Annotated in this window: 15 protein-coding genes and 1 pseudogene; 7 read left to right on the top strand and 9 right to left on the bottom strand. The window is 74.0% G+C overall.

The features are described from left to right. Positions 1-63: 63 nt before the first annotated feature. From eccE to ACIOC0_RS38615, 4 genes and pseudogenes are all read left to right on the top strand, one after another. Positions 64-1377, top strand: a complete 1314-nt coding sequence (eccE, locus tag ACIOC0_RS38630) for a type VII secretion protein EccE (protein WP_402161525.1) — start codon at positions 64-66, stop codon at positions 1375-1377. A 2-nt stretch (positions 1378-1379) separates the two neighbouring features. Then, positions 1380-2150 carry a hypothetical protein gene (locus ACIOC0_RS38625; protein ID WP_402161522.1) on the top strand — a complete coding sequence of 257 codons (771 nt, stop codon included), beginning with the start codon at positions 1380-1382 and terminating at the stop codon, positions 2148-2150. 362 nt (positions 2151-2512) lie between these two features. Next, positions 2513-2641: pseudogene (locus ACIOC0_RS38620) on the top strand (SCO5717 family growth-regulating ATPase); the annotation flags it as partial. Positions 2642-3235: 594 nt separating this feature from the next. Next, positions 3236-6283, top strand: coding sequence for an AAA family ATPase (locus tag ACIOC0_RS38615; RefSeq protein WP_402161570.1), 3048 nt, complete (start codon positions 3236-3238; stop codon positions 6281-6283). Positions 6284-6359: 76 nt separating this feature from the next. Here the strand turns inward: ACIOC0_RS38615 and ACIOC0_RS38610 are convergent, their stop codons facing one another. The 9 genes from ACIOC0_RS38610 to rimP all read right to left on the bottom strand — a co-directional run bounded on the left by ACIOC0_RS38610 (position 6360) and on the right by rimP (position 17820). After that, entirely contained in the window at positions 6360-7307 is a 948-nt protein-coding gene (locus tag ACIOC0_RS38610; RefSeq protein ID WP_402161520.1) for a bifunctional riboflavin kinase/FAD synthetase, read from the bottom strand. A gap of 92 nt (positions 7308-7399) precedes the next feature. After that, a complete protein-coding gene (locus tag ACIOC0_RS38605) occupies positions 7400-10495 on the bottom strand; it encodes a trypsin-like peptidase domain-containing protein (protein WP_402161517.1) in 3096 nt (1031 codons plus the stop codon). A gap of 289 nt (positions 10496-10784) precedes the next feature. Then, entirely contained in the window at positions 10785-11690 is a 906-nt protein-coding gene (gene truB / locus ACIOC0_RS38600; RefSeq protein WP_402161515.1) for a tRNA pseudouridine(55) synthase TruB, read from the bottom strand. Continuing rightward, entirely contained in the window at positions 11687-12136 is a 450-nt protein-coding gene (gene rbfA / locus ACIOC0_RS38595; RefSeq protein ID WP_351096043.1) for a 30S ribosome-binding factor RbfA, read from the bottom strand. The genes truB and rbfA overlap by 4 nt, the downstream gene beginning before the upstream one ends. Positions 12137-12189: 53 nt before the next feature. Beyond that, positions 12190-12483, bottom strand: coding sequence for a DUF503 domain-containing protein (locus ACIOC0_RS38590; protein ID WP_130444850.1), 294 nt, complete (start codon positions 12481-12483; stop codon positions 12190-12192). Positions 12484-12690: 207 nt separating this feature from the next. Next, positions 12691-15756 carry a translation initiation factor IF-2 gene (infB, locus tag ACIOC0_RS38585; RefSeq protein ID WP_402161513.1) on the bottom strand — a complete coding sequence of 1022 codons (3066 nt, stop codon included), beginning with the start codon at positions 15754-15756 and terminating at the stop codon, positions 12691-12693. A 148-nt stretch (positions 15757-15904) separates the two neighbouring features. Next, a complete protein-coding gene (locus ACIOC0_RS38580) occupies positions 15905-16201 on the bottom strand; it encodes a YlxR family protein (RefSeq protein ID WP_130444846.1) in 297 nt (98 codons plus the stop codon). A 102-nt stretch (positions 16202-16303) separates the two neighbouring features. Continuing rightward, a complete protein-coding gene (gene nusA, locus ACIOC0_RS38575; RefSeq protein ID WP_130444844.1) occupies positions 16304-17290 on the bottom strand; it encodes a transcription termination factor NusA in 987 nt (328 codons plus the stop codon). Between the two features lie 2 nt (positions 17291-17292). Next, positions 17293-17820: a ribosome maturation factor RimP gene (gene rimP / locus ACIOC0_RS38570; protein WP_402161509.1), complete on the bottom strand. Its 528-nt coding sequence runs from the start codon at positions 17818-17820 to the stop codon at positions 17293-17295. Positions 17821-18025: 205 nt separating this feature from the next. On the opposite strand from rimP, the gene ACIOC0_RS38565 reads away from it, so the two are divergent. The 3 genes from ACIOC0_RS38565 (at position 18026) to ACIOC0_RS38555 (ending at position 20216) form a co-directional block, all read left to right on the top strand. Next, positions 18026-18664 carry a hypothetical protein gene (locus ACIOC0_RS38565; RefSeq protein WP_402161508.1) on the top strand — a complete coding sequence of 213 codons (639 nt, stop codon included), beginning with the start codon at positions 18026-18028 and terminating at the stop codon, positions 18662-18664. After that, on the top strand, positions 18661-19176 hold the full coding sequence (locus ACIOC0_RS38560; RefSeq protein ID WP_402161506.1) for a ferritin-like domain-containing protein: 516 nt from the start codon (positions 18661-18663) through the stop codon (positions 19174-19176). The genes ACIOC0_RS38565 and ACIOC0_RS38560 overlap by 4 nt, the downstream gene beginning before the upstream one ends. Before the next feature lie 143 nt (positions 19177-19319). Next, positions 19320-20216 (top strand): aminoglycoside phosphotransferase family protein, encoded by an 897-nt coding sequence (locus ACIOC0_RS38555; protein ID WP_402161503.1) that lies wholly within the window; start codon positions 19320-19322, stop codon positions 20214-20216. The last annotated feature ends 90 nt before the right edge of the window (positions 20217-20306 follow it).

The following is a 20306-nucleotide window of genomic DNA, read 5'->3' as shown; positions in this document are numbered from 1 at the left end:
GTCAAGTGCCCTGTGCGGTGCCGAAATGCGGGCGGGACGTGAGCAGAGCGGGGGGATCGTGTGATGGCCGTGGGAACGCGCGTACGCTCCGGCCGGTCGCGGACGCGGGGCGGCCCGGAGCCGCTGACAGACCCGTCACAGCAGAGGGCGAATTCGGGTCCGCTCCAGATCAGGGCACGTTCAGGGCAGGGCGGGGCATTCCGGCTGCAACGCCTCGTTCTGTGGGAGATCGCCGCCGCCGCCCTGCTCGTCGGATGGGCGATCGGTCCGGTGGGCCTGGTCGTCGCGGGCGTTGTGGCCGTCGCGCTGGTGGCACTCTCCGTCGCGCGTCGTCGCGGCCGCTCCCTTCCGGAGTGGCTGGCCACTGTGCGGGCGCTGAAGGCCCGGCAGCGGTTCGCCCGAAAGTTCGAGGTGCCGCCCGGGACCGAACCGGGCTTCGGACCGGCCCTGGAGTGCGACCCGAGCCTGCGGACGTACACCTATCGCGGGCGTGACCGGCGTCCCGTGGGGATCGTCGGCGACGGCACGTTCGTCACCGCCGTCCTCCTGGTGGAAGCGGACGCGACCGCGTTGCGGGCCGAGCGTGACCGGCAGCCGTTGCCGCTGGCACTGGTGCACGACGCGCTGGAGGTGGACGGGATCCGCCTGGAGTCCGCTCAGATCGTGCTGCACACCCAGCCCGCGCCGGCGTTGCATCTGCCTCCGCAGTCCGTGGCCGTCTCCAACTACGCGCCGCTGCAGGAGCAGACGGGCGCCCCGGCGGTGCGCATCACGTGGATCGCGCTGAAGCTGGACCCTGAGCTGTGCGCGGAGGCTGTCGCCGCGCGCGGGGGCGGCCTCGTCGGAGCGCAGAAGTGCGTGGTGCGGGTCGCCGACCATCTCGCGAGCCGGCTCACCGGGGCCGGGTTCCGAGCGACCGTCCTGGACGAGGAGCAGCTGACGACCGCCATCGCCACATCGGTGTGCGCCAACCCGCTGGTGACGGCGGAGGCGGAACGGACCGGAACGCTGGACCGGCGCACCGAGGAATCAAGCCGCAGTTGGCGGTGCGACAACCGCCGGCACACCACGTACTGGCTGCGGCGGTGGCCCTCGCTGGGGGGCGGTTCCGGTCCTTCGCTCCCGCAGTTCGTCGCCCTGATCACCGCGGTCCCCGCCCTCACCACGACGTTCAGCGTCACCCTCACGCGCGGTGACCGGCAGGAGGTGTCCCTCACCGGGCACGTCCGGGTGACGGGACGCAGTGACGACGAACTCGTCGCGGCCCGGCGTTCGGTGCAGGGCGCGGCCCGGCACACCGGTGCGGGTCTCGCCCGTCTCGACCGGGAACAGGTTCCCGGCGTCCTGGCCACGCTGCCCCTCGGAGGTGTTCGGTGACGGTGTCGACGGCTGGGGCGGCCACCACGCCCGGTGGGCCTGAACCCGCGTCGGGTCGCCTGGGGGCTCGGCTGCTGCGCGGCGGCTTCGGGCTGATCGGACCACGGCACGGCCGTCATTCGGCGACCGTGGAACAACTCGCCTCGCTGACCCTTCCCATCGGGGACGACGGCGTGGTCATCGGTGTCGACTCAGAGGGGCGGCCTGCCGTTCTGGGCCTCAACCGACCCACGCCGTACGACGTCGTCCTGATCGGCGGTCTGTGGACGGCGCAGGTGCTGGCTCTGCGAGCCGCCGCGACCGGGGCCCGGGTGGCCGTGGAGACGGGGCGGCCGCAGGCCTGGGCGCAGATGGTGCATGCCATGGGCGGCGGGCAGAACGGCCTGGCGGTGCACGAGGTGGGCCGGGTGCCCCCGCAGGGCGCCTCGGCGGGCACGCCGGTGCTGGTGGTGCGGGACTGCGGGATGCGTCCGCCGCGCGGGCGCGTGGCGTCCGGCCCGTGGCAGGCCGTGCTCACCCTGTTGCCGTACCTCAGTCCGGTGGCGCCGCGCCTCATTCGGCAGGCCCGGCTCGTGGGCGTGCAGCGCATCTCGCCGGACGAAGCGGTCGATTTCGGACGGGAGTTGACGCTGTCCCGGGAGGATGTGGAGGCCCTGCCCACCCTCATGGACGGATTGACGCTCTGGTGCTCGGACCGTGACCGGCAGTATGTGATGACGCAGCCCACGGACGCGGAGGTCGGACTGCTGGGGACGCCTCGGCGGATGGACTGAGGGGTCGTCCGATCCGGCGCGTGGTCCGGCGGTGCAAGGGCGCCCGAGGTCGGTCTGCGTCTTCGCTTCCGGCCGGTCGGTGTGGGCAGTTGGCTTGCGTCAGGCAGCGGTCGGCGTGATGGACTGGTGCGAAGGTGCGGGCGGGCCTGCCGGGGTGGGGTGGCTGGTGATTAGGCTGGGTGCGGGCGCGGCACCAGAACCCGTGGACAGGTGGCCGGCGTCTCAGGGGGAGAGCCGGTGGCCGTATGACCCGCAGCGCGGGCGTGCACTGCTCGGACTTCCTCGGCATCGAACGACTTCGGACGACAAGAACTGGTCGCCCCGGCACGGCATGAGGGTGCTCGACCACACCAGGAGGAACTGTGAGCAGCGATCGGGACGGGATCCGCGGGGGCTGGGCCACACCCGGCGATGACCAGCCCGACGCGGAGTCCGCCGTCGAGGCGACGGGCGAGTTCACCATCGACTACGCGCCGCCTGCCTGGTACACGCAGAACGCGGCGGGGGCCGGCGGGGGGGCGGGGGCGGCGTCTCCGGCGGCGGGTTCGGGGACGGCGTCCCCTGCGACTCCGGAGTCGGGGGCTGAGGGGGCTTCCCCTGCGGGCCCTGCGGCGGCTCCCCCGGCTGCGGGTCCCGGGGCTGCGGGTCCCGGGGCTGCTCACCCTGCTGCGGCTTCCGGTTCGGACGGTGGGGTGGGGGCCGGAGCCGGTTCCGGTTCCGGTTCCGGGGCGGGAGACGGCTCGCAGCCTGGGGCGGCTGGTCCGGGGGTGCCCGGTGGGCAGTTCCCCGTCGACGGTCCCATTCCCGGGCTGGCTCCGCCGGCCCACGCCAACGTCTCGTCCGGGGCGCCGTTCACTCCTCCGCTTCCTCCCGTGCCGCCCACGCCTCCTGAGCCCGGGGCACCCTTCGCTCCGCCGGCGGGGCCCGGGGCGCCGTTCACCCCTCCTGCGGCGAGCGTGCCCGGGCCGTCCTCGGGCACCGGGGTCGAGCCTCAGGGGGTGCAGTCCGGGGCCCCGGGTGCCGACGCCTCCTCCGGTGACGCGTCGGCCGGCGCCGGGAACGGGGACCTCGAGAGCGGCGCCACCATGCGTTTCTCGGCGGCCGCTCTCAAGCGGGAGATCACGGAGAACGCGGCCGCCGCTGCGTCCGCCGGCGCTCCTGGCGGCGCCGATGCCTCGGCTGAGGCGCAGGCCGCTGAGGCGAGTGCGGCCGGGGCCGCTGATGAGTCCGGTGATTCCTCTGCCGCCTCGACGGACCTGCCCGTAGCGGCCGTTGCCGAGGAGACGCCTGCGCAGACAGAAGGCACTGGGGAGGAGTCCCCTGCTGCCGAGAGTGGACCGGACGCTTCGGCGCAAGCCCCGGCACACGTGGACGCTGGGGCCGAGGCGGTCGGCGGCGAGGAGCCCGCGGTGGCTGCCGTCTCCGACGATGCCTCGTCGCAGGGCGACGCCCCCGCCGACGCGCAGCAGACGCCGTCTGACGCGGCCCCGGCGGAAGCGGTCGAGCCGCAGGACACGGCTCCCGTGGCGGCCGTCAGCGAGCCCGCCGCGCCGCAGGACACGCTGCCTGCAAGCGTCCCCGAAACGCAGGACGGCCTCCAGGCGAGCGCCCCCGAACCTCAGGGCGATGTGGCGACGAACGCCGCCGCGCCGCAGGACGCCCCGCCCGCGGGCCTCCCGGAGGGTGCCGAGGCCCAGCCCCAAGGCACCCCGGCTGCGAACGCCCCCGGGCCGCAGCACGCCGCTCCCGCGAGCGTCGACGCTCCGGCCGCTCCGCCTGCCTGGACTCCCCCGCCGGTGCCTCAGAGCGGGGTTCCGCCGCTGCCTCCGTCCTACCAGCCCGCCGCGCCGGCACCGGCCGCACAGTGGCCGGCCCAACCGCCGCAGACGGACCCGGCGGCCACCGCGCCGGCGCCGCAGCCGACCGCGCCTCCGGCGGCCTGGAACCCGCCGCCCGCGCCACCTGCCGCTCCGCAGGCCGGTCACGGGTTCCCGCAGCCTCCCGCGCCCGCGCAGCCGGGGCCCGCCGCGCAGCCTCACCCGCCGCAGGGTCACGGCTTCCCGCTGCCTCCGGCCGCCCCACAGCCGCCCGCCGCGCCCAACCCCCAGGCCGGCTACGGCTTCCCCCAGCCCCCGCACCAGCAGCCCTCCCCGGCACCGGCGGACGAGTCACAGCCCCCGGCGGCGTCCACTACCCCGGACAGTCACGGCTTCCCCCAGCCGCCCGCCGCGCCCACGCCCAACCCCCAGCCCGGCTACGGCTTCCCCCAGCCCCCGCACCAGCAGCCCTCCCAGGCACCGGCGGAACAACCACAGCCCCCGGCCCCGCAACCGCCCGCCCCGCCCGCGCCCAACTCGCAGCCGGGCTACGGCTTCCCGCAGCCCTCGGCGGCCAAGGCCCCGGACGGTTATGGCTTCCCCCAGCCGTCCGCCGCACCGCCGGTCAACTCCCAGCCCGGCTACGGGTTCCCGCACCCCCCTCACCAGCAGCCCTCCCCTGCGTCGGCGGACCAGCCACAGCCGCCCGCCGCACCCGCGCCCCACTCGCAGCCGGGCTACGGCTTCCCGCAGCCCCAGCAGCCCATGGGGCACCCCCAGGCCCCGGAGACGCCCGGTGCTGCCCCCTGGGCTCAGCACGGCACTCCTCAGTCCGACGTGCCTCAGGCTCCCCCCGCAGCCCAGCCCGTGGACCCCCGTGCCGGTGCCGCATGGCCGCAGCCTGTTCAGCATGATCAGCGGCAGATGGTCAACCCCGGTGCCGCGCCGCTGGGTTACACCGCGGCCGTGGAGCTGTCCTCCGATCGGCTGCTCAACAACAAGAAGCAGAAGCCGAAGAGCGGGCGGCCCGCCGCCGCGTCCTCCCGGTTCCGGATCGGAGGCAAGCGCGAAGAGGCGGAGCGGCAGCGGAAGTTGGAGCTGATCCGGACGCCCGTGCTGTCCTGCTACCGCATCGCCGTCATCAGCCTCAAGGGCGGCGTGGGCAAGACCACGACCACCACCGCGCTCGGTTCGACCCTCGCCAGCGAGCGGCAGGACAAGATCCTCGCCATCGACGCCAACCCGGACGCCGGCACGCTCGGCCGCCGGGTGCGGCGTGAGACCGGGGCGACCATCCGTGACCTCGTCCAGGCGATCCCGTACCTCAACTCCTACATGGACATCAGGCGGTTCACCTCCCAGGCCGCCTCCGGTCTGGAGATCATCGCCAACGACGTCGACCCGGCCGTGTCCACCACGTTCAACGACGAGGACTACCGGCGCGCCATCGACGTGCTCGGCAAGCAGTACCCGGTCATCCTCACCGACTCGGGCACCGGCCTGCTCTACAGCGCCATGCGCGGGGTACTGGACCTCGCCGACCAGCTGATCATCATCTCGACGCCGTCCGTCGACGGCGCGAGCAGCGCCAGCACGACGCTGGACTGGCTGTCCGCGCACGGGTACTCGGAGCTCGTCTCACGGTCCATCACCGTCATCTCCGGTGTGCGCGAGACCGGCAAGATGATCAAGGTCGAGGACATCGTCGGGCACTTCGAGACCCGGTGCCGCGGTGTCATCGTCGTGCCGTTCGACGAGCATCTCGCCGCCGGTGCGGAGGTCGACCTCGACATGATGCGGCCGAAGGTGCGGGAGGCCTACTTCAACCTGGCGGCCATGGTCGCCGAGGACTTCGTCCGGCATCAGCAGCTTCAGGGCCTGTGGACCAACGACGGCAACCCGCCGCCGGTCGCCGCCCCGCCCATGCCCGGACAGCCCATGCCCGGGCAGCCCATCCCCGGCCAACACCCCATGCCCGGCCAACAGCCCGTGCAGGGGCAGCAGTTCCCCGGGCAGCCGATGCCGGGGCAGCCCATGCCGGGGCAGCCCATGCCTCCCGGCCAGCCGTACCCCCAGCAGCCCCCGCAGCCCCCGCAGGCCCAGCAACCCTCGCAGTACCCCCAGCACCCCGGCCAGCCCCACCCGCCGCACCCCGGCCAGCCCTACGCCCCGCAGGCGCCGCAGGCCTATCCCCCGCAGGGGCAGCCCGACCCGCAGCACTACCCCCAGCCCCACCCACCGCACCCGCACCCCGGTCACCCGCAGGGTCCGGACGGGCAGACCCCGCCCCCTCCCCCGCCGCCGCACCAGCAGTGAGCCGTGACGGGTGAAGCATGAAGGGCGGCCGGTGTCCCAGGACACCGGCCGCCCTTCCTGTGCGCGCGAGTCGCGGCTACCCCGCCGCCGCCACCAGCTCCCGGCAGCGCTTCACGTCCTGCGCCATCTGCTCCAGCAGCCCCTCCAGGGAGTCGAACTTCGCCTGGCCGCGGACGAAGGCGAGGAAGTCGACGGCGACGTGCAGCCCGTACAGATCCAGGCCGACGCGGTCGATCGCGTACGCCTCCACCGTGCGCTCGGTGCCGTCGAACTGCGGGTTGGTGCCCACGGAGATGGCGGCCGGCATCGCCTCGCCGCCCGCGTGGAGCCAGCCGGCGTAGACGCCGTCGGCGGGGATCGCGGTGTGGGGCAGCGTCTCGACGTTGGCCGTGGGGAAGCCCAGTTCACGGCCCCGCTGGGCACCGCGCACGACCACGCCCTCCACCCGGTGCGGGCGGCCGAGGATCTCGCCGGCGCCGGTCACGTCCCCCTCGGCGACCAGGCGCCGGGTCAGGGTGGAGGAGAACGGCTCGCCGCCGCCCGCCTCGCCGGTCACGTACAGGTCGACGACCTCGACCTCGAAGTCGTAGACCTTGCCCTGCTCGGTCAGGAACTCGACGTCGCCCGCCGCCTTGTGGCCGAAGCGGAAGTTGGGGCCCTCGACGACCGCCTTGGCGTGCAGCTTGTCGACCAGGACCTTGACGACGAAGTCCGCGGGCGACAGCTTCGAGAACTCGGTCGTGAAGGGGAGGATCAGCACCGCGTCCACACCCAGGTCGGCCATCAGCTCGGCCCGGCGGTGGTGCGGGGCGAGCAGCGGCGGGTGGCTGCCCGGGCGGACGACCTCGCTGGGATGCGGGTCGAAGGTGACGACGACGGAGGGCACGCCCAGGTCACGGGCGCGCTCGACCGCGTGCCGGATGATCAGCTGGTGGCCGCGGTGCACCCCGTCGTACGAACCGATGGTGACGACGCTGCGCCCCCAGTCCTGGGGGATGTCCTCCAAGCCACGCCAGCGCTGCACTGTGACCGCTCCTCGAACCCGTGTCCGTGTCGTACGTCGGTTGCTTCGTACGTGTGTTCGTCGACCGCTTACGCAGCGACCCGTACGCAGCTCTAAGAGTGCCATGCCGGGTGGCCCCGGCCCGCATCGGCATGGGTGCTGTGACTCGGCCCACGCACGGACGGGGCGTCACACAGGGACACGACGGACGGCGGACCGTTCTCCAGGGCGGCGCGGGCGGTGACACGGCGGGACACCGCGGGCGCGCCGGCGTCTGCGAGGGCGTGCAGCAACGCGAGCGCGCCCTCGTGCGGAGTGAGCGCCCCGTGGTGACGAACCACGGCTTCCTCGTGCGGAGCGGGCGCGGGATCGGCAGGGCTGGTGAGCAGCGCGCGGGCCGCGTCACGCAGCAGTTCGCGGTCGGCGGCGGTGCGGGCGTGGGGCGCGACGCGCAGGGCGTACGCCGTGGCGGCGACGCGCCGGACCGGCCGTTCGTCGTGCGCCCAGCGGTGCACGGCCCGGCACAGTGCGGACGGTTCCTCCTCGGCCAGGACGGCGAGGAGCTCGTCGGCGCGGGCGTGGGCGCGGTCGGCGAGGAGTTCGACGAGGTCGTCCGGCGCCGTGTGCCGGTGGGTGTGCAGCAGCGCCTGTGCGGCCGTCGCGACGGTGGCGTGCGGCGTCGCGGGCAGCGGGCGCTCGTCGTCGAACCAGAGAGTGAGCTGCGGCTGTACGGCGAGGGGGTCGGCGGTGAGGAGGCGGGCGACGGCGTCGAGGTAACGGGGCGCGTCGGCGGCGCGCGGGGCGGCGTCGGCGACGACCAGCCGGCGCAGGAGGTCGAGACGGGCGTCGACGGGGAGCCCTAGCTCGGCCCAGAAGTCCGGGGCGAACTCGCTCGGCGGCTCGGAAGACGCACCCGGCCACTCGGAAGACGCACCCTGCGGCTCGGAAGACGCACTCGGCGGCTCAGCAGCCCGGCCCCACGGCCCCACACCCGCCAGCCCGCCGGATCGCCCCCGCCCCCGCCACCGCGCGACGAGGTCGGCCAGCGGGCGCAGGACGCCGAGGTACGGCGTGGCGTCCCGGACGCCGCGCAGGGTCTCGGCCAGCAGACGCGCGGCCCACCAGGCGTCGGGGTCGGCCCGCAGCGCAGCCGTCAACTCCCCCAAGATGTCGGAGAGTCGCCGTGGGCCGTGGTGGCGGGCGAGGAGCAGCAGGGCCTGGACGACCGGGCCGATGCGGTGGTGCGGGACGGGCAGCGGGCGGGTGCCGTCGAGAGAGCCGCGGCGGCCGCGTCCGCGCACCAGGACGTTCAGGGCCTCGTCGAGGTCGAGATGGGCGCCCTGGATCCAGTCGCCGAGTTCCTCGTGGGCGAAGCGGTAACCGGCGCCCGCGGGCACGAACAGGCCCTCGGCGAGGACGGCGGACGCCCAGCCAGTGCCGCCGCCGAGCCGTGCGGGCGCGGGCCCCCAGGGGAACACCGCCTCGAACGCGGCGCGGTCCAGCGCCCCCTGGCCCGGTCCAAGGCTGCGCCGGGCGGCCTCGTGGACCTGTCCGGCCACCTTCGCCGCGAGCAGTCGTACGGCGGCGCCGCGCACGCCGTTCTCGGCGGCCAGCCGCACCGCGACGCGCAGGCACACCAGGTCCAGGTGGGCGGCGAGCACGGCATCGCGGTCCACGGGGGCGCCGGGGGCCTCGGGCAGGGCGGCGCGGACCTCGGCGTAGAGGCGCAGCGTGAGGGGGTGGCGGGCGTCGGCGTCGGTGAGCTCGGCGTCCGGGACGCCGTAGCGGGCGCGGGCCTCGCGCGCCTCGGACGGGGTGAGATCGCCGAGGAGGACGCACGGGGGCAGCGCCGGGGCCGTACGGCCGTGCAGCAGCTCCGCGGGGTAGCGGGCCCCGGCCTCCTCCCAGTACTCGGCGCGGCACGCCACCACCAGCCGCGCCCCGGTCTCCCGCAGCCACCCGGCCGTTCCGTCGGCCCACTCCCGCAGGCGGTCCGCCGGGGCCGGGGGCATCTCCTCGGGTCCGTCGAGGAGCAGCAGCAGGGGGCGGCCGGCACTTCGTGCGAGCTGGGCGAGTCGCTCCGGGGTGAGCTCGCCGGGGTCGCCCTGGACCGGCCGGGAGGCGGTCACGATACGGGCCGCGCGGGTCAGCGCCCGCCGGGCCGCATCCGCGATCGACGCGTCCTCCCCCCTGAGGTCGGCGCCGCGCAACCACAGGGTGGGCGCCGGCCGGGGGTCCCGGGCGCGACGGGCGGCGAGCGCCGCGAGTTCGGTCGTACGGCCGCTGCCCGGCGCTCCGACGAGGGCGAGCACGGCCGCCGGGCCCTCGGTGAAGTCGGCGAACTCCCTTGCGATCACGGGGCGTTCGACCGGTGGGACCGCTGTGCGGAAGTCGGAGCCGACCGAGGTGGCCGTCAGCTCCAGCAGGGCCGCGGGGTTGAGGTCGGCGCCGTAGGCCGGGACCGTCGCCGCGTTGCGGGCGAGCAGGTCGGCGAGGGGGCCGTCGGAGGGGGCGGGGCGGAGCGGGACTGCGAAGCCGGCCTCGCGGTGGCCGGTGCTGAGGGAGGTGCCCAGGACGGCCACGACGGCGCCGGTCGCGGCGTCGAGCACCGGGCCGCCCGCCGCGCCGCCGCCGCGCCGCAGCGCGTCCCGGCCGGCCGTGCCGATAGCCAACTCCAGTGCGCCGTGGAGGAGATGGGAGCTGTGCGGGGCCATGTAGGTCGCGGGGGCCAGGGCCAGCACGCGTGCCTCACGCCAGCAGCCGGCGGTCAGCCGGACGTAGGCACCCGCCTCGACGTGGTCGCGGACGGTGAGCGGCAGCGGCTCGCCGTCGAGCCCCTCGGTGTGCACGAGCGCCAGGCCGAGCTCCGGCAGCGCGGTCACCGCGTCGGGGTGCACCGCGTGGCCGCGTCCGTCGACGTCCTCCACGACGAGAGGCGTCATGCCGTCGACGACCTCGTGGCCGGTGAGCACCGTGCCGTGATGGTCGGCGAGGAACCCGACGCCGCGCGGCCGGCCCAGGGGGTCGCGGAAGCGGACGAGGGAGCGGTCGGGGGGAAGGAAGGGATGGTCGCCGGGGCGGGAGGAAACACCCGAACGCGAGGAGGCACCCGACCGAGGGGCGACACCACCCGAACCGGAGGCGACACCCGATTCTCCGGTGTCGTCCGGGTGCGCGGTCGCGTCAGGGCGCGGGCGCCGTTCCTTCATCGTCGTACCCCTGCGCCCGTCCGCTTCCGCTGCTGTCTGCCGTGTGCCGTCCGCAGAGCTCTGCCGCTCTGCAGCCCGAACGGTAGGCCCGGAAAGATCGGCAGGACCAGCGCGCGAGGCGAACGCGCCCCCTTGCGCCCCCCGGGTTGACTCCGAGCGCCTGCCGGACGGGTGAATGAACGTGTCCCGTCGGACACAGCCTAGGGAGGGGGGAACCGAGGGGGGACCGTGGAGCGGCGGCACAGCAGGCCCCGTGTGCCGCCGCTCCACGGGCGGTCCGGCCGGAGGGTCAGCCGAGGACGGCCAGGCTCTTGGCCTTGCCCTTCTGTTCCTCCACCAGGGCGAGGAAACGGCCCTCCGGGTCGAAGACGGCCACGGCGCCGACACCGGCGTACTCCTCGGGCATCTCCAGCCGGACGCCGTTCATGAGCAGCCGGGCCCGTCGGGCGTCGACGTCCCAGCGGGGGAACGCGGCCGCGGCGGCCTGGGCGATCGGCATCACGGTCAGCTCCTCCTGGAGCTGGTCGAGGGTGCGCGCGGAGTCCAGGCCGTAGGGGCCGACGCGGGTGCGGCGCAGCGCGGTGAGGTGGCCGCCGACGCCGAGGTCGGCGCCCAGGTCGCGGGCGAGGGCGCGGATGTAGGTGCCGGAGGAGCAGACCACCGAGACGATCAGGTCCATGACGGGGGTGCCGTCCTCGGCGACGGCCTCCCGGACGTCGTAGACGGTGAACGACGAGACGGTCACCGGGCGGGCGGGGATCTCGAACTCCTCGCCCTCACGGGCCCGCTTGTACGAGCGCACGCCGTTGATCTTGATGGCGCTGACCTTGGACGGGACCTGCATGATGTCGCCGGTCAGCTTGGCGACGCCGGCGTCGATCGCGTCCCGGGTGACCCGGGAGGCGTCGGTGGCGGAGGTGATCTCCCCCTCGGCGTCGTCCGTCACGGTGTTCTGGCCCAGCCGGACGGTTCCCAGGTACTCCTTCTCGGTGAGGGCGAGGTGCCCGAGGAGTTTGGTCGCTTTCTCCACGCCGAGGACGAGCACGCCCGTCGCCATCGGGTCGAGCGTGCCGGCGTGGCCGACGCGGCGGGTCCCCGCGATCCCGCGCATCTTGGCCACGACGTCGTGCGAAGTGAAGCCCGACGGCTTGTCGACGATGACGAGGCCGTCGGGCGCGTTGTGCTTGCGGTTCATTCGGCGGCGTCGTCCGTCTCGTCCTCATCGGGCTTGCGGTACGGGTCGGCGCCGGCGGCGTACGCGGCGCCCGCGGACGCCTCGCGCACCTTCTCGTCGGACTGGCGCGCCTTGTCGAGGAGGTCCTCGATGGTGCGGGCGTTGTCCGGGAGGGCGTCGGCGACGAAGGCGAGCGTCGGGGTGAACTTCACGCCGGCGGCGCGGCCCACCTCGGAGCGCAGGATGCCCTTGGCGCTCTCCAGTCCGGCGGCCGCGGCCTTCCGCTCCTCGTCGTCCCCGTACACGGTGTAGAAGACGGTCGCCTCCCTGAGGTCACCCGTGACGCGGGTGTCCGTGATGGTGACGTGGGAACCGAGCCGCGGGTCCTTGATCCCGCGCTGCAGCTTCTGGGCCACCACCTCTCGGATGAGGTCCGCCAGCCTCTTGGCGCGCGCGTTGTCGGCCACTGGTCCGTCTCCCGTTCTTGTTCTTCTGCTTGCGTTGTGTGGTCCGTGTCCGGTCAGTCGTCTTCCCCGTGGAAGCGGCGTCTGACCGACAGCAGCTCCACTTCGGGGCGGCCGGCGACCAGCCGTTCGCAACGGTCCAGTACGTCGGTCAGGTGCTCCGCGTCGCCGGACACCACGGCCAGGCCGACGACGGCCCGGCGGTGCAGGTCCTGGTGGTCCACCTCGGCCGCGCTCACCGCGTACTTGCGCTGGAGCTCGGCGACGATCGGGCGGACGACGGAGCGCTTCTCCTTCAGCGACCGGACGTCGCCGAGGAGCAGGTCGAAGGACAGAGTCCCCACGTACATGTGTACAGCCGGTTCACCCGCCGGCGCGGGATAGATGGCCCTGCCCTCCATGGAGCAGGGGCATCAAGAACGGTACCGCGTACCCGCCGGAGGCTCGACAGAGTTTCCGGCGGGGCCGCCCCAGGGCGTGGGCCGCGGCACTGCCCATAACGGGCCACTGGCCGACGGGACCGTGGTCCCGTCGGCCAGCAGCTTGCGCCGTGGGCGTCACACCCGCGGCTTCTCCCGCATCTCGTACGTCGCGATGACGTCGTCGACCTTGATGTCGTTGAAGTTGCCGAGGTTGATACCGCCCTCGAACCCTTCGCGGATCTCGGTGACGTCGTCCTTGAAGCGACGCAGTCCCTCGATGTTGAGGTTCTCCGCGACGACCTTGCCGTCACGGATGAGGCGCGCCTTGGTGTTGCGCTTGACCTCGCCCGAGCGGATGAGGACACCGGCGATGTTGCCCAGCTTGGACGACTTGAAGACCTCGCGGATCTCCGCCGTACCGAGCTCGTGCTCCTCGTACTCCGGCTTCAGCATGCCCTTCAGGGCCGCCTCGATCTCCTCGATCGCCTGGTAGATGACCGAGTAGTAGCGGACGTCCACGCCCTCGCGCTCGGCCATCTGCTGCGCACGGCCGGCCGCGCGCACGTTGAAGCCGATCACGATGGCGTCCGAGCCCATCGCCAGGTCGATGTCGGACTCCGTGACCGCACCGACGCCGCGGTGCAGGACGCGGATGTCGACCTCTTCGCCGACGTCCAGCTGGAGCAGCGAGGACTCGAGCGCCTCGACGGATCCGGAAGCGTCACCCTTGATGATCAGGTTCAGCTGCTGGACCTCGCCGGCCTTCAGCGCGGCGTCCAGGTTCTCCAGGGAGAACCTGCGCGTGCGCTTGGCGAAGGCCGCGTTGCGCTCGCGGGCCGCGCGCTTCTCGGCGATCTGGCGGGCGGTGCGGTCCTCGTCGACGACGAGGAAGTTGTCGCCCGCGCCCGGGACGTTGGTCAGGCCGAGGACCTGGACCGGCGTCGACGGGCCGGCTTCGGCCACGTTGTTGCCGTTGTCGTCGAGCATGGCGCGCACTCGGCCGTAGGCGTCGCCCACGACCATCGTGTCGCCGACCCGCAGGGTGCCTCGCTGGACGAGGACCGTCGCCACGGCGCCGCGGCCGCGGTCGAGACGGGACTCGATGGAGATGCCCTGCGCGTCCTGGTTCGGGTTGGCCCGCAGGTCGAGCGAGGCGTCCGCGGTGAGGACCACGGCCTCCAGCAGCGAGTCGATGTGCAGACCCTGCTTGGCGGAGATGTCGACGAACATGGTGTCGCCGCCGTACTCCTCGGCCACCAGGCCGTACTCGGTCAGCTGACCGCGCACCTTGGTCGGGTCGGCGCCCTCGACGTCGATCTTGTTGACCGCGACGACGATCGGGACGTCGGCCGCCTTGGCGTGGTTGAGCGCCTCGACCGTCTGCGGCATGACGCCGTCGTTGGCCGCGACGACCAGGATCGCGATGTCCGTCGACCGGGCACCACGGGCACGCATGGCGGTGAACGCCTCGTGACCCGGGGTGTCGATGAAGGTGATCGCGCGGTCCTCGTCGTTGACCTGGGTCGAGACCTGGTAGGCACCGATGTGCTGGGTGATGCCGCCGGCCTCGCCCGCGATGACGTTCGTCTTGCGGATGGCGTCGAGGAGCCGGGTCTTGCCGTGGTCGACGTGACCCATGACGGTGACGACCGGCGGGCGGACCATCAGGTCCTCCTCGTCGCCCTCGTCCTCGCCGAACTCGATGTCGAAGGACTCGAGCAGCTCGCGGTCCTCCTCCTCGGGGCTGACGATCTGAACCTCGTAGTTCATCTCGCCCGCGAGGAGCTGCAGCGTCTCGTCGGAGACGGACTGCGTGGCCGTGACCATCTCGCCGAGGTTCATCATCACCGCGACGAGCGACGCCGGGTTGGCGTTGATCTTCTCGGCGAAGTCGGTGAGCGACGCACCGCGCGACAGGCGAATGGTCTCGCCGTTGCCGCGAGGCAGCATCACGCCGCCGACCGACGGGGCCTGCATGGCCTCGTACTCCTGGCGCCTCTGCCGCTTCGACTTGCGACCGCGACGCGCGGGACCGCCGGGACGGCCGAAGGCGCCCTGCGTGCCACCACGGCCACCGGGACCGCCGGGACGGCCGCCGAAGCCGGGACGGCCACCGCCGCCACCGCCGGGACCGCCGGGACGGCCGGCGAAGCCGCCGCCACCGCCGCCGGGACCGCCGGGACGGCCGGCGAAGCCGCCGCCACCGCCGCCGGGACGGCCGGCGAAGCCGCCGCCGCCACCGGGACGACCGCCGCCGCCCGGACGACCGCCGCCGCCGGGACCGCGGCCGCCGGGGCCGCCGCCGGGACGGGGGCCGGCAGCGGGACGCTGCGGCATCATGCCCGGGTTGGGACGCGGGCCGCCGGGACGCGGACCGCCCGCGCCGCCCTGCGGACGCGGCATGCCGGCCGGGGACGGACGGGGACCGCCGGGAGCCTGCGGACGCGGACCGCCGCCCTGGGCGCCGGGCGCCTGCGGACGGGGGCCGGCACCGGGAGCGCCGGGACGCGGACCGCCGGGGCCGCCCTGCGGACGGGGCGACTGCGGACGGGCCATGCCGGCGTTGCCGCCGGAGGTGAAGGGGTTGTTGCCCGGACGGGGACCGGCCGGACGGGCGCCCGGACGCGGCGAGCCGCCGCCGGGACGCTGACCCTGCGCGGCCGGGCGCTGGCCCTGACCGCCCTGCTGACCCTGACCGGGCGCGGGACGGCCGCCGGGCTTGGGCGCGCCGGGGCGCGGACCCTGGGCGGCCGGCTTCGGGGCGGCCGGGGCCGACGGCGGAGCGGTGAACTCCGGGGCAGCCGGGGCCGGACGCGGCGCGGGCCGCGGGCCCGGACGCGGGCCGGGGGTCGTCGGCGCGGGGCCCGACGGGGCGGACGGCGCCGACGAGGCGGCCGGAGCCGCGGGCGGCTGAGCCGTCGGGGGCTTGGGGGCAGCCGGCCGGGGTGCGGCCGGGCCCGGACGGGCCGCCTGCGCCGGGGAGGGCGCCGCGGGCCTGGGGGCGGCCTTGCGCGGGGCGGGCTTGGCGGACTTGCCGCTGCCGCCGCCCTGGAAGGCGTCAGTCAGTTTGCGTACCACGGGCGCTTCGATGGTCGAAGACGCCGAACGGACGAATTCACCGAGTTCTTGGAGCTTGGCCATGACGACCTTGCTCTCCACGCCGAACTCCTTGGCGAGTTCGTATACCCGGACCTTAGCCACTTCGCTCCTTTTAGGTCCGGGTTGCGGCCGGACCGTCGCTACTTCATGGGCGTACTCATCGCGTGCTCATCGAGTGCTCATCGCAATCTCGACCTACTTCCAACTCGCGGGGTACCTGGGCCGCGCGGGGGTTCCACGCAACGCTTCCTTACGGTGTTGCCTGATCGGCAACTGTCGTCTGCTCGACGTACCGGCGCAACGCCTTTGTGTCGAGCGCTCCCGGGGCACGCAACGCCCTCGTGAACGCCCGGCGGCGTACCGCCTGGTCGAGACAGACCGAGGCGGGATGCACGTACGCACCCCGGCCGGGCAGCGTACCGCGAGGATCGGGGACGCAGGCGTCCTCGACCGCCACGATGCGCAGCAGCTCCGTCTTGGCCGTCCGCTCCCGACACCCCACACAGGTGCGTTCAGGGCATGATCGGTCGTGCGTCCGGCCAGACACAGTTAAGTCTACCTCCCCGCGGCGCCCTCATCCCTTCGGGGCAGGATTCGAACAGTTGCCGCGCGTATAACTGACGTGATCTGAGCGTGCCGAGGCCTGGATCTATTCCCCGGCCTGCTCGGTGTCGGGCCGGATGTCGATCCGCCAGCCGGTCAGCCGGGCGGCGAGCCGGGCGTTCTGCCCTTCCTTGCCGATAGCCAGCGACAGCTGGTAGTCCGGCACGGTCACGCGCGCGGAGCGGGCCGCCATGTCGACGACCTCCACCTTGGACACCCGGGCGGGTGACAGCGCGTTCGCCACCATCTCGGCCGGGTCGTCCGACCAGTCGACGATGTCGATCTTCTCACCGTTCAGCTCGCCCATGACATTGCGCACACGACCGCCCATGGGGCCGATGCAGGCGCCCTTGGCGTTCAGACCCGAACGGGTGGAACGGACCGCGATCTTCGTACGGTGACCGGCCTCACGTGCGATGGCGGCGATCTCGACGGACCCGTCGGCGATCTCCGGCACCTCCAGCGCGAACAGCTTCTTCACCAGGTTGGGGTGCGTCCGCGAGAGCGTCACGGACGGGCCGCGCACGCCCTTGGCCACCCGGACGACGTACGACCTCAGGCGCATGCCGTGCTGGTAGGTCTCGCCGGGGACCTGCTCCTGCACCGGCAGGATGGCCTCCAGCTTGCCGATGTCCACGAGCACGTTCTTCGGGTCGCGGCCCTGCTGGACCACACCGGTGACGATGTCGCCCTCGCGGCCGGCGTACTCGCCGAGCGTCGCGTCGTCCTCGGCGTCGCGCAGGCGCTGCAGGATCACCTGCTTGGCCGTGGTGGCGGCGATACGGCCGAAGCCGGACGGCGTGTCGTCGAACTCGCGGGGCTCCTGCCCCTCCTCGAGGTCGTCGGGGTCCTCCTTCGCCCACACGGTCACGTGACCGGTCTGCCGGTCGAGCTCCACGCGCGCGTGACGGCGGCTTCCCTCGGTGCGGTGGTAGGCGATGAGGAGGGCCGACTCGATCGCTTCGACCAGCAGGTCGAAGGAGATCTCCTTCTCCCTGACCAAGCCCCGCAGGGCGCTCATGTCGATGTCCACGGCTACGCCTCCTCCTCTTCCTTCATGTCCTTCGCGTCCTGCGCGTCTTGCTTGTCCTTGCGGCTGAACTCGACCTGCACGCGCGCCTTGTCGATGTCCGTGAACGCGATCCGGCGGGCGGTGGGCTTGCGGCCCTTGACTCCGGGAACCTCGACGTCGACGCCTTCGTCGTCCACGGCGAGGATGCGGGCGACGAGTTCGCCGTCCTCGCGCAGCTGGAACTTCACCAGGCGGTCGGTGGCACGCACGTAGTGGCGGTGCTCGGTGAGGGAACGCTCCGCGCCGGGGGTGCCGACCTCGAGGGTGTACTCGCCCTCGCCCATCGCGTCGGTCTCGTCGAGCTTCGCCGAGAGCGCGCGGCTCACATCGGCGATCCGGTCCAGGTCCGCTCCGGTGTCGGAGTCGACGACGACGCGCAGCACCCGCTTGCGTCCGACGGAGTCAACGGCGATCTCTTCGAGGTCCAGGCCCTGGGAGGCGACGAGGGGTTCCAGCAGTTCTCGCAGCCTCTCGCTCTGGGTGGTGCTCATCCGGGTGACTCCTCGGCCGCGTGTGCTGTTGTGGGATGGGTCGCGTGTCTGATCAAAGGGTATCGGGTCGCGGGGGGTGTTGCCGTCCACCGGGCGGTGCCGGTGACCGGCGGGGGGCGGGGGCGCGGGTACGGTGATCACGGGTGTGCCGCGCGTGTGCGGGCCCTGATCGGTGTTCCCTTCGAGTTCCCCGAGGACGTCTGCCGTGCCGTTCCCTCCGCCGCCGCGCACCCTGTCCGGGCCGCGCAGAAGAGCCCTGCTGGCCACCGCCGCCGGGACCGCCCTGCTGATGAGCTGCTCGGGGCCCGGGGACTCCGGTGAGGAGGGCCCGGGCGGCAGCCCTTCGGCGGCGGAGCGGGAACGCGCGCGTGCGGCCCGGGACAGCGCGGCGCTGGCGGCGCGGTACGACGCCGTCCTCGCCGCGCACCCGAGGCTGGCGGAGCGGTTGACGCCGCTCCGGGCGGAGGTGGTGCGGCACACGGAGGCGCTCGGGGGCGGCGCGACGGGGGCTTCGGGACCTACGCCTTCGGGGGCGGCGTCTTCCGGGGCTGCTTCGGCCTCTCCTTCGGGGGCGGCGCCCTCCGGGGCTGCTTCGGCTTCCCCTTCGGGGGCATCCGCTTCCGGGGCGGCCGCCGCCGGCCGTTCCGCACCGCCCGCCTCCGCGGCGGCCGTTCCGGCGAACGAGAAGGACGCCCTCGCCGCGCTGGCCGCCGCCGAACGGACGCTGGCCGACAGCCGGGTCGCGGCCCTGGCTGGCCTGCCGGGCGAACTGGCCCGGCTGGTGGCCTCGGTGGCGGCGGCCGGGGCGGCGCACGCGTATCTGCTGACGGAGGGGACCCGATGAGCGGCTCACAGGGCACGGAGGACACCGTCCGGGCAGCCGAGATGACGGCCCTGCAGGCCGCGCTGGCCGCCGAGCACGCGGCGGTGTACGGGTACGGGGTCGTCGGCGGGCGGATCGGCGAGCAGCGGCGCGCGGAGGCCCGTGCGGCGTATGACGCGCACCGGGCGCGCCGGGACGCTCTGATGCGTCAGGTCCGCGACCTTGGCGGTGTGCCGGTGGCGGCGAGCGCGGCGTACGCGCTGCCGTTCGCGGTGCCGGACTCCGCGGCGGCGGTGCGGCTCGCCGTGGAGCTGGAGGAGCGCGTCGCCGGGGTCTACTCGGACCTGGTGCGGGCGGCCGGGGGCGCTCGGCGCCGTGAGGCGGCCGGGGTCCTGCGGGAGGCGGCGGTCCGGGCGGTTCGCTGGCGCGGGGGGAGCGTAGCCTTCCCTGGTCTGGCGGAGCGGGCCGGCCCGGCCCCGGATCCGGCCGCCACGGGTGCCGGAGCCTCGGCCACGCCGGCGCCCGCTCGATGACGGCGGACGCCGGCCGGGCGGCCGGAGCCGGGCAGAAGCGGACCGGCGGCCCCGCACCGCTGAGCATCGAGTACCACTGAGCACGCACGAAGCACGAAGCACCACCGGATCCAGCAGCACGACCACGAAGGGACGGCTCGCGCATGACTTTCGAACCGCCGCCGCGTCTGGTCAGGGCGCTCGGTGAGACGGCGCCGGACGGCGACGAGTGGCTGGCGGGGCTGCCCGAAGCGGCCCGACAGGCCGCCGCTCTACGCGAGTTGACCGTGGAGCGGGTGCAGGTGCCGGGCGGGCGCAGCAGCCTCGTGGTGCTGGTGCGGTACGCGGACGGCACGCCGGCGGTGCTGAAGCTGGCCCCGCCGCGGTTCCGGCCCGAGGCCGAGCGGGCCGCGCTCGCGCACTGGGGCGGGCTGGGCGCCGTACAGCTGAAGGAGGGGCCGGCCGACGAAGGAGTGCTGGTGCTGGAGCGGCTGCATCCCGATGTGTCGGTGCGGTCGCTGCCGGAGGCGAAGGCGCTGCTGGAGGCGGCGGGAACGCTCAGACGGCTGTGGGTGGAGCCGCCGGCCGGGGAGTCGTTCGAGACCGTCGCCGAGCGGACCGGGCGACAGGCGGAGGCGATGCGCGGCACCGCGGCCGGCCCCGAGGCGAGTGCGCTGGTGGACGCGGCGCTCACGGCGCGTGCGGAGTTGCTGGCCGCGCCGCCCGAACACCGGCTGCTGCACGGGACGTTCCGGCAGAGCAAGGTGCTGGCGGGTGAGCGGATGCCGTGGCTGGCCGTGGGCCCCGATCCGGTGGTGGGCGAGTGCGCCTTCGACCTGGCCCGGCTGGTGCGGGACCGGGTGGAGGATCTGATCGCCTCGTCGTCCGGGGCGTCGACCACGCGCCGGCGGGTGCGCAAGCTTGCGGACTCGCTGGACCTGGACCAGGAGCGGGTGCGGGGCTGGACCCTGTTCCGGGCGGTCGAGTCCGGCGTGCGCGCCCTCAGGGTGGGGCGGCCCAGGGACGCCGAACTGCTGCTGGAGTTCGCCGGCTGGCTCTAGGTGTATTGATCACGAGCGTTGTTAACGCGGGTCGGTCTTGATCGTGGCGAAGGCCCCCGTGTGTGGTGGAGGTGTCGAATCTTCACCGCA

This window comes from Streptomyces sp. NPDC088254 (assembly GCF_044740925.1).
Classification (GTDB): domain Bacteria; phylum Actinomycetota; class Actinomycetes; order Streptomycetales; family Streptomycetaceae; genus Streptomyces.
This window is presented reverse-complemented; position numbering and strand designations above follow the sequence as displayed.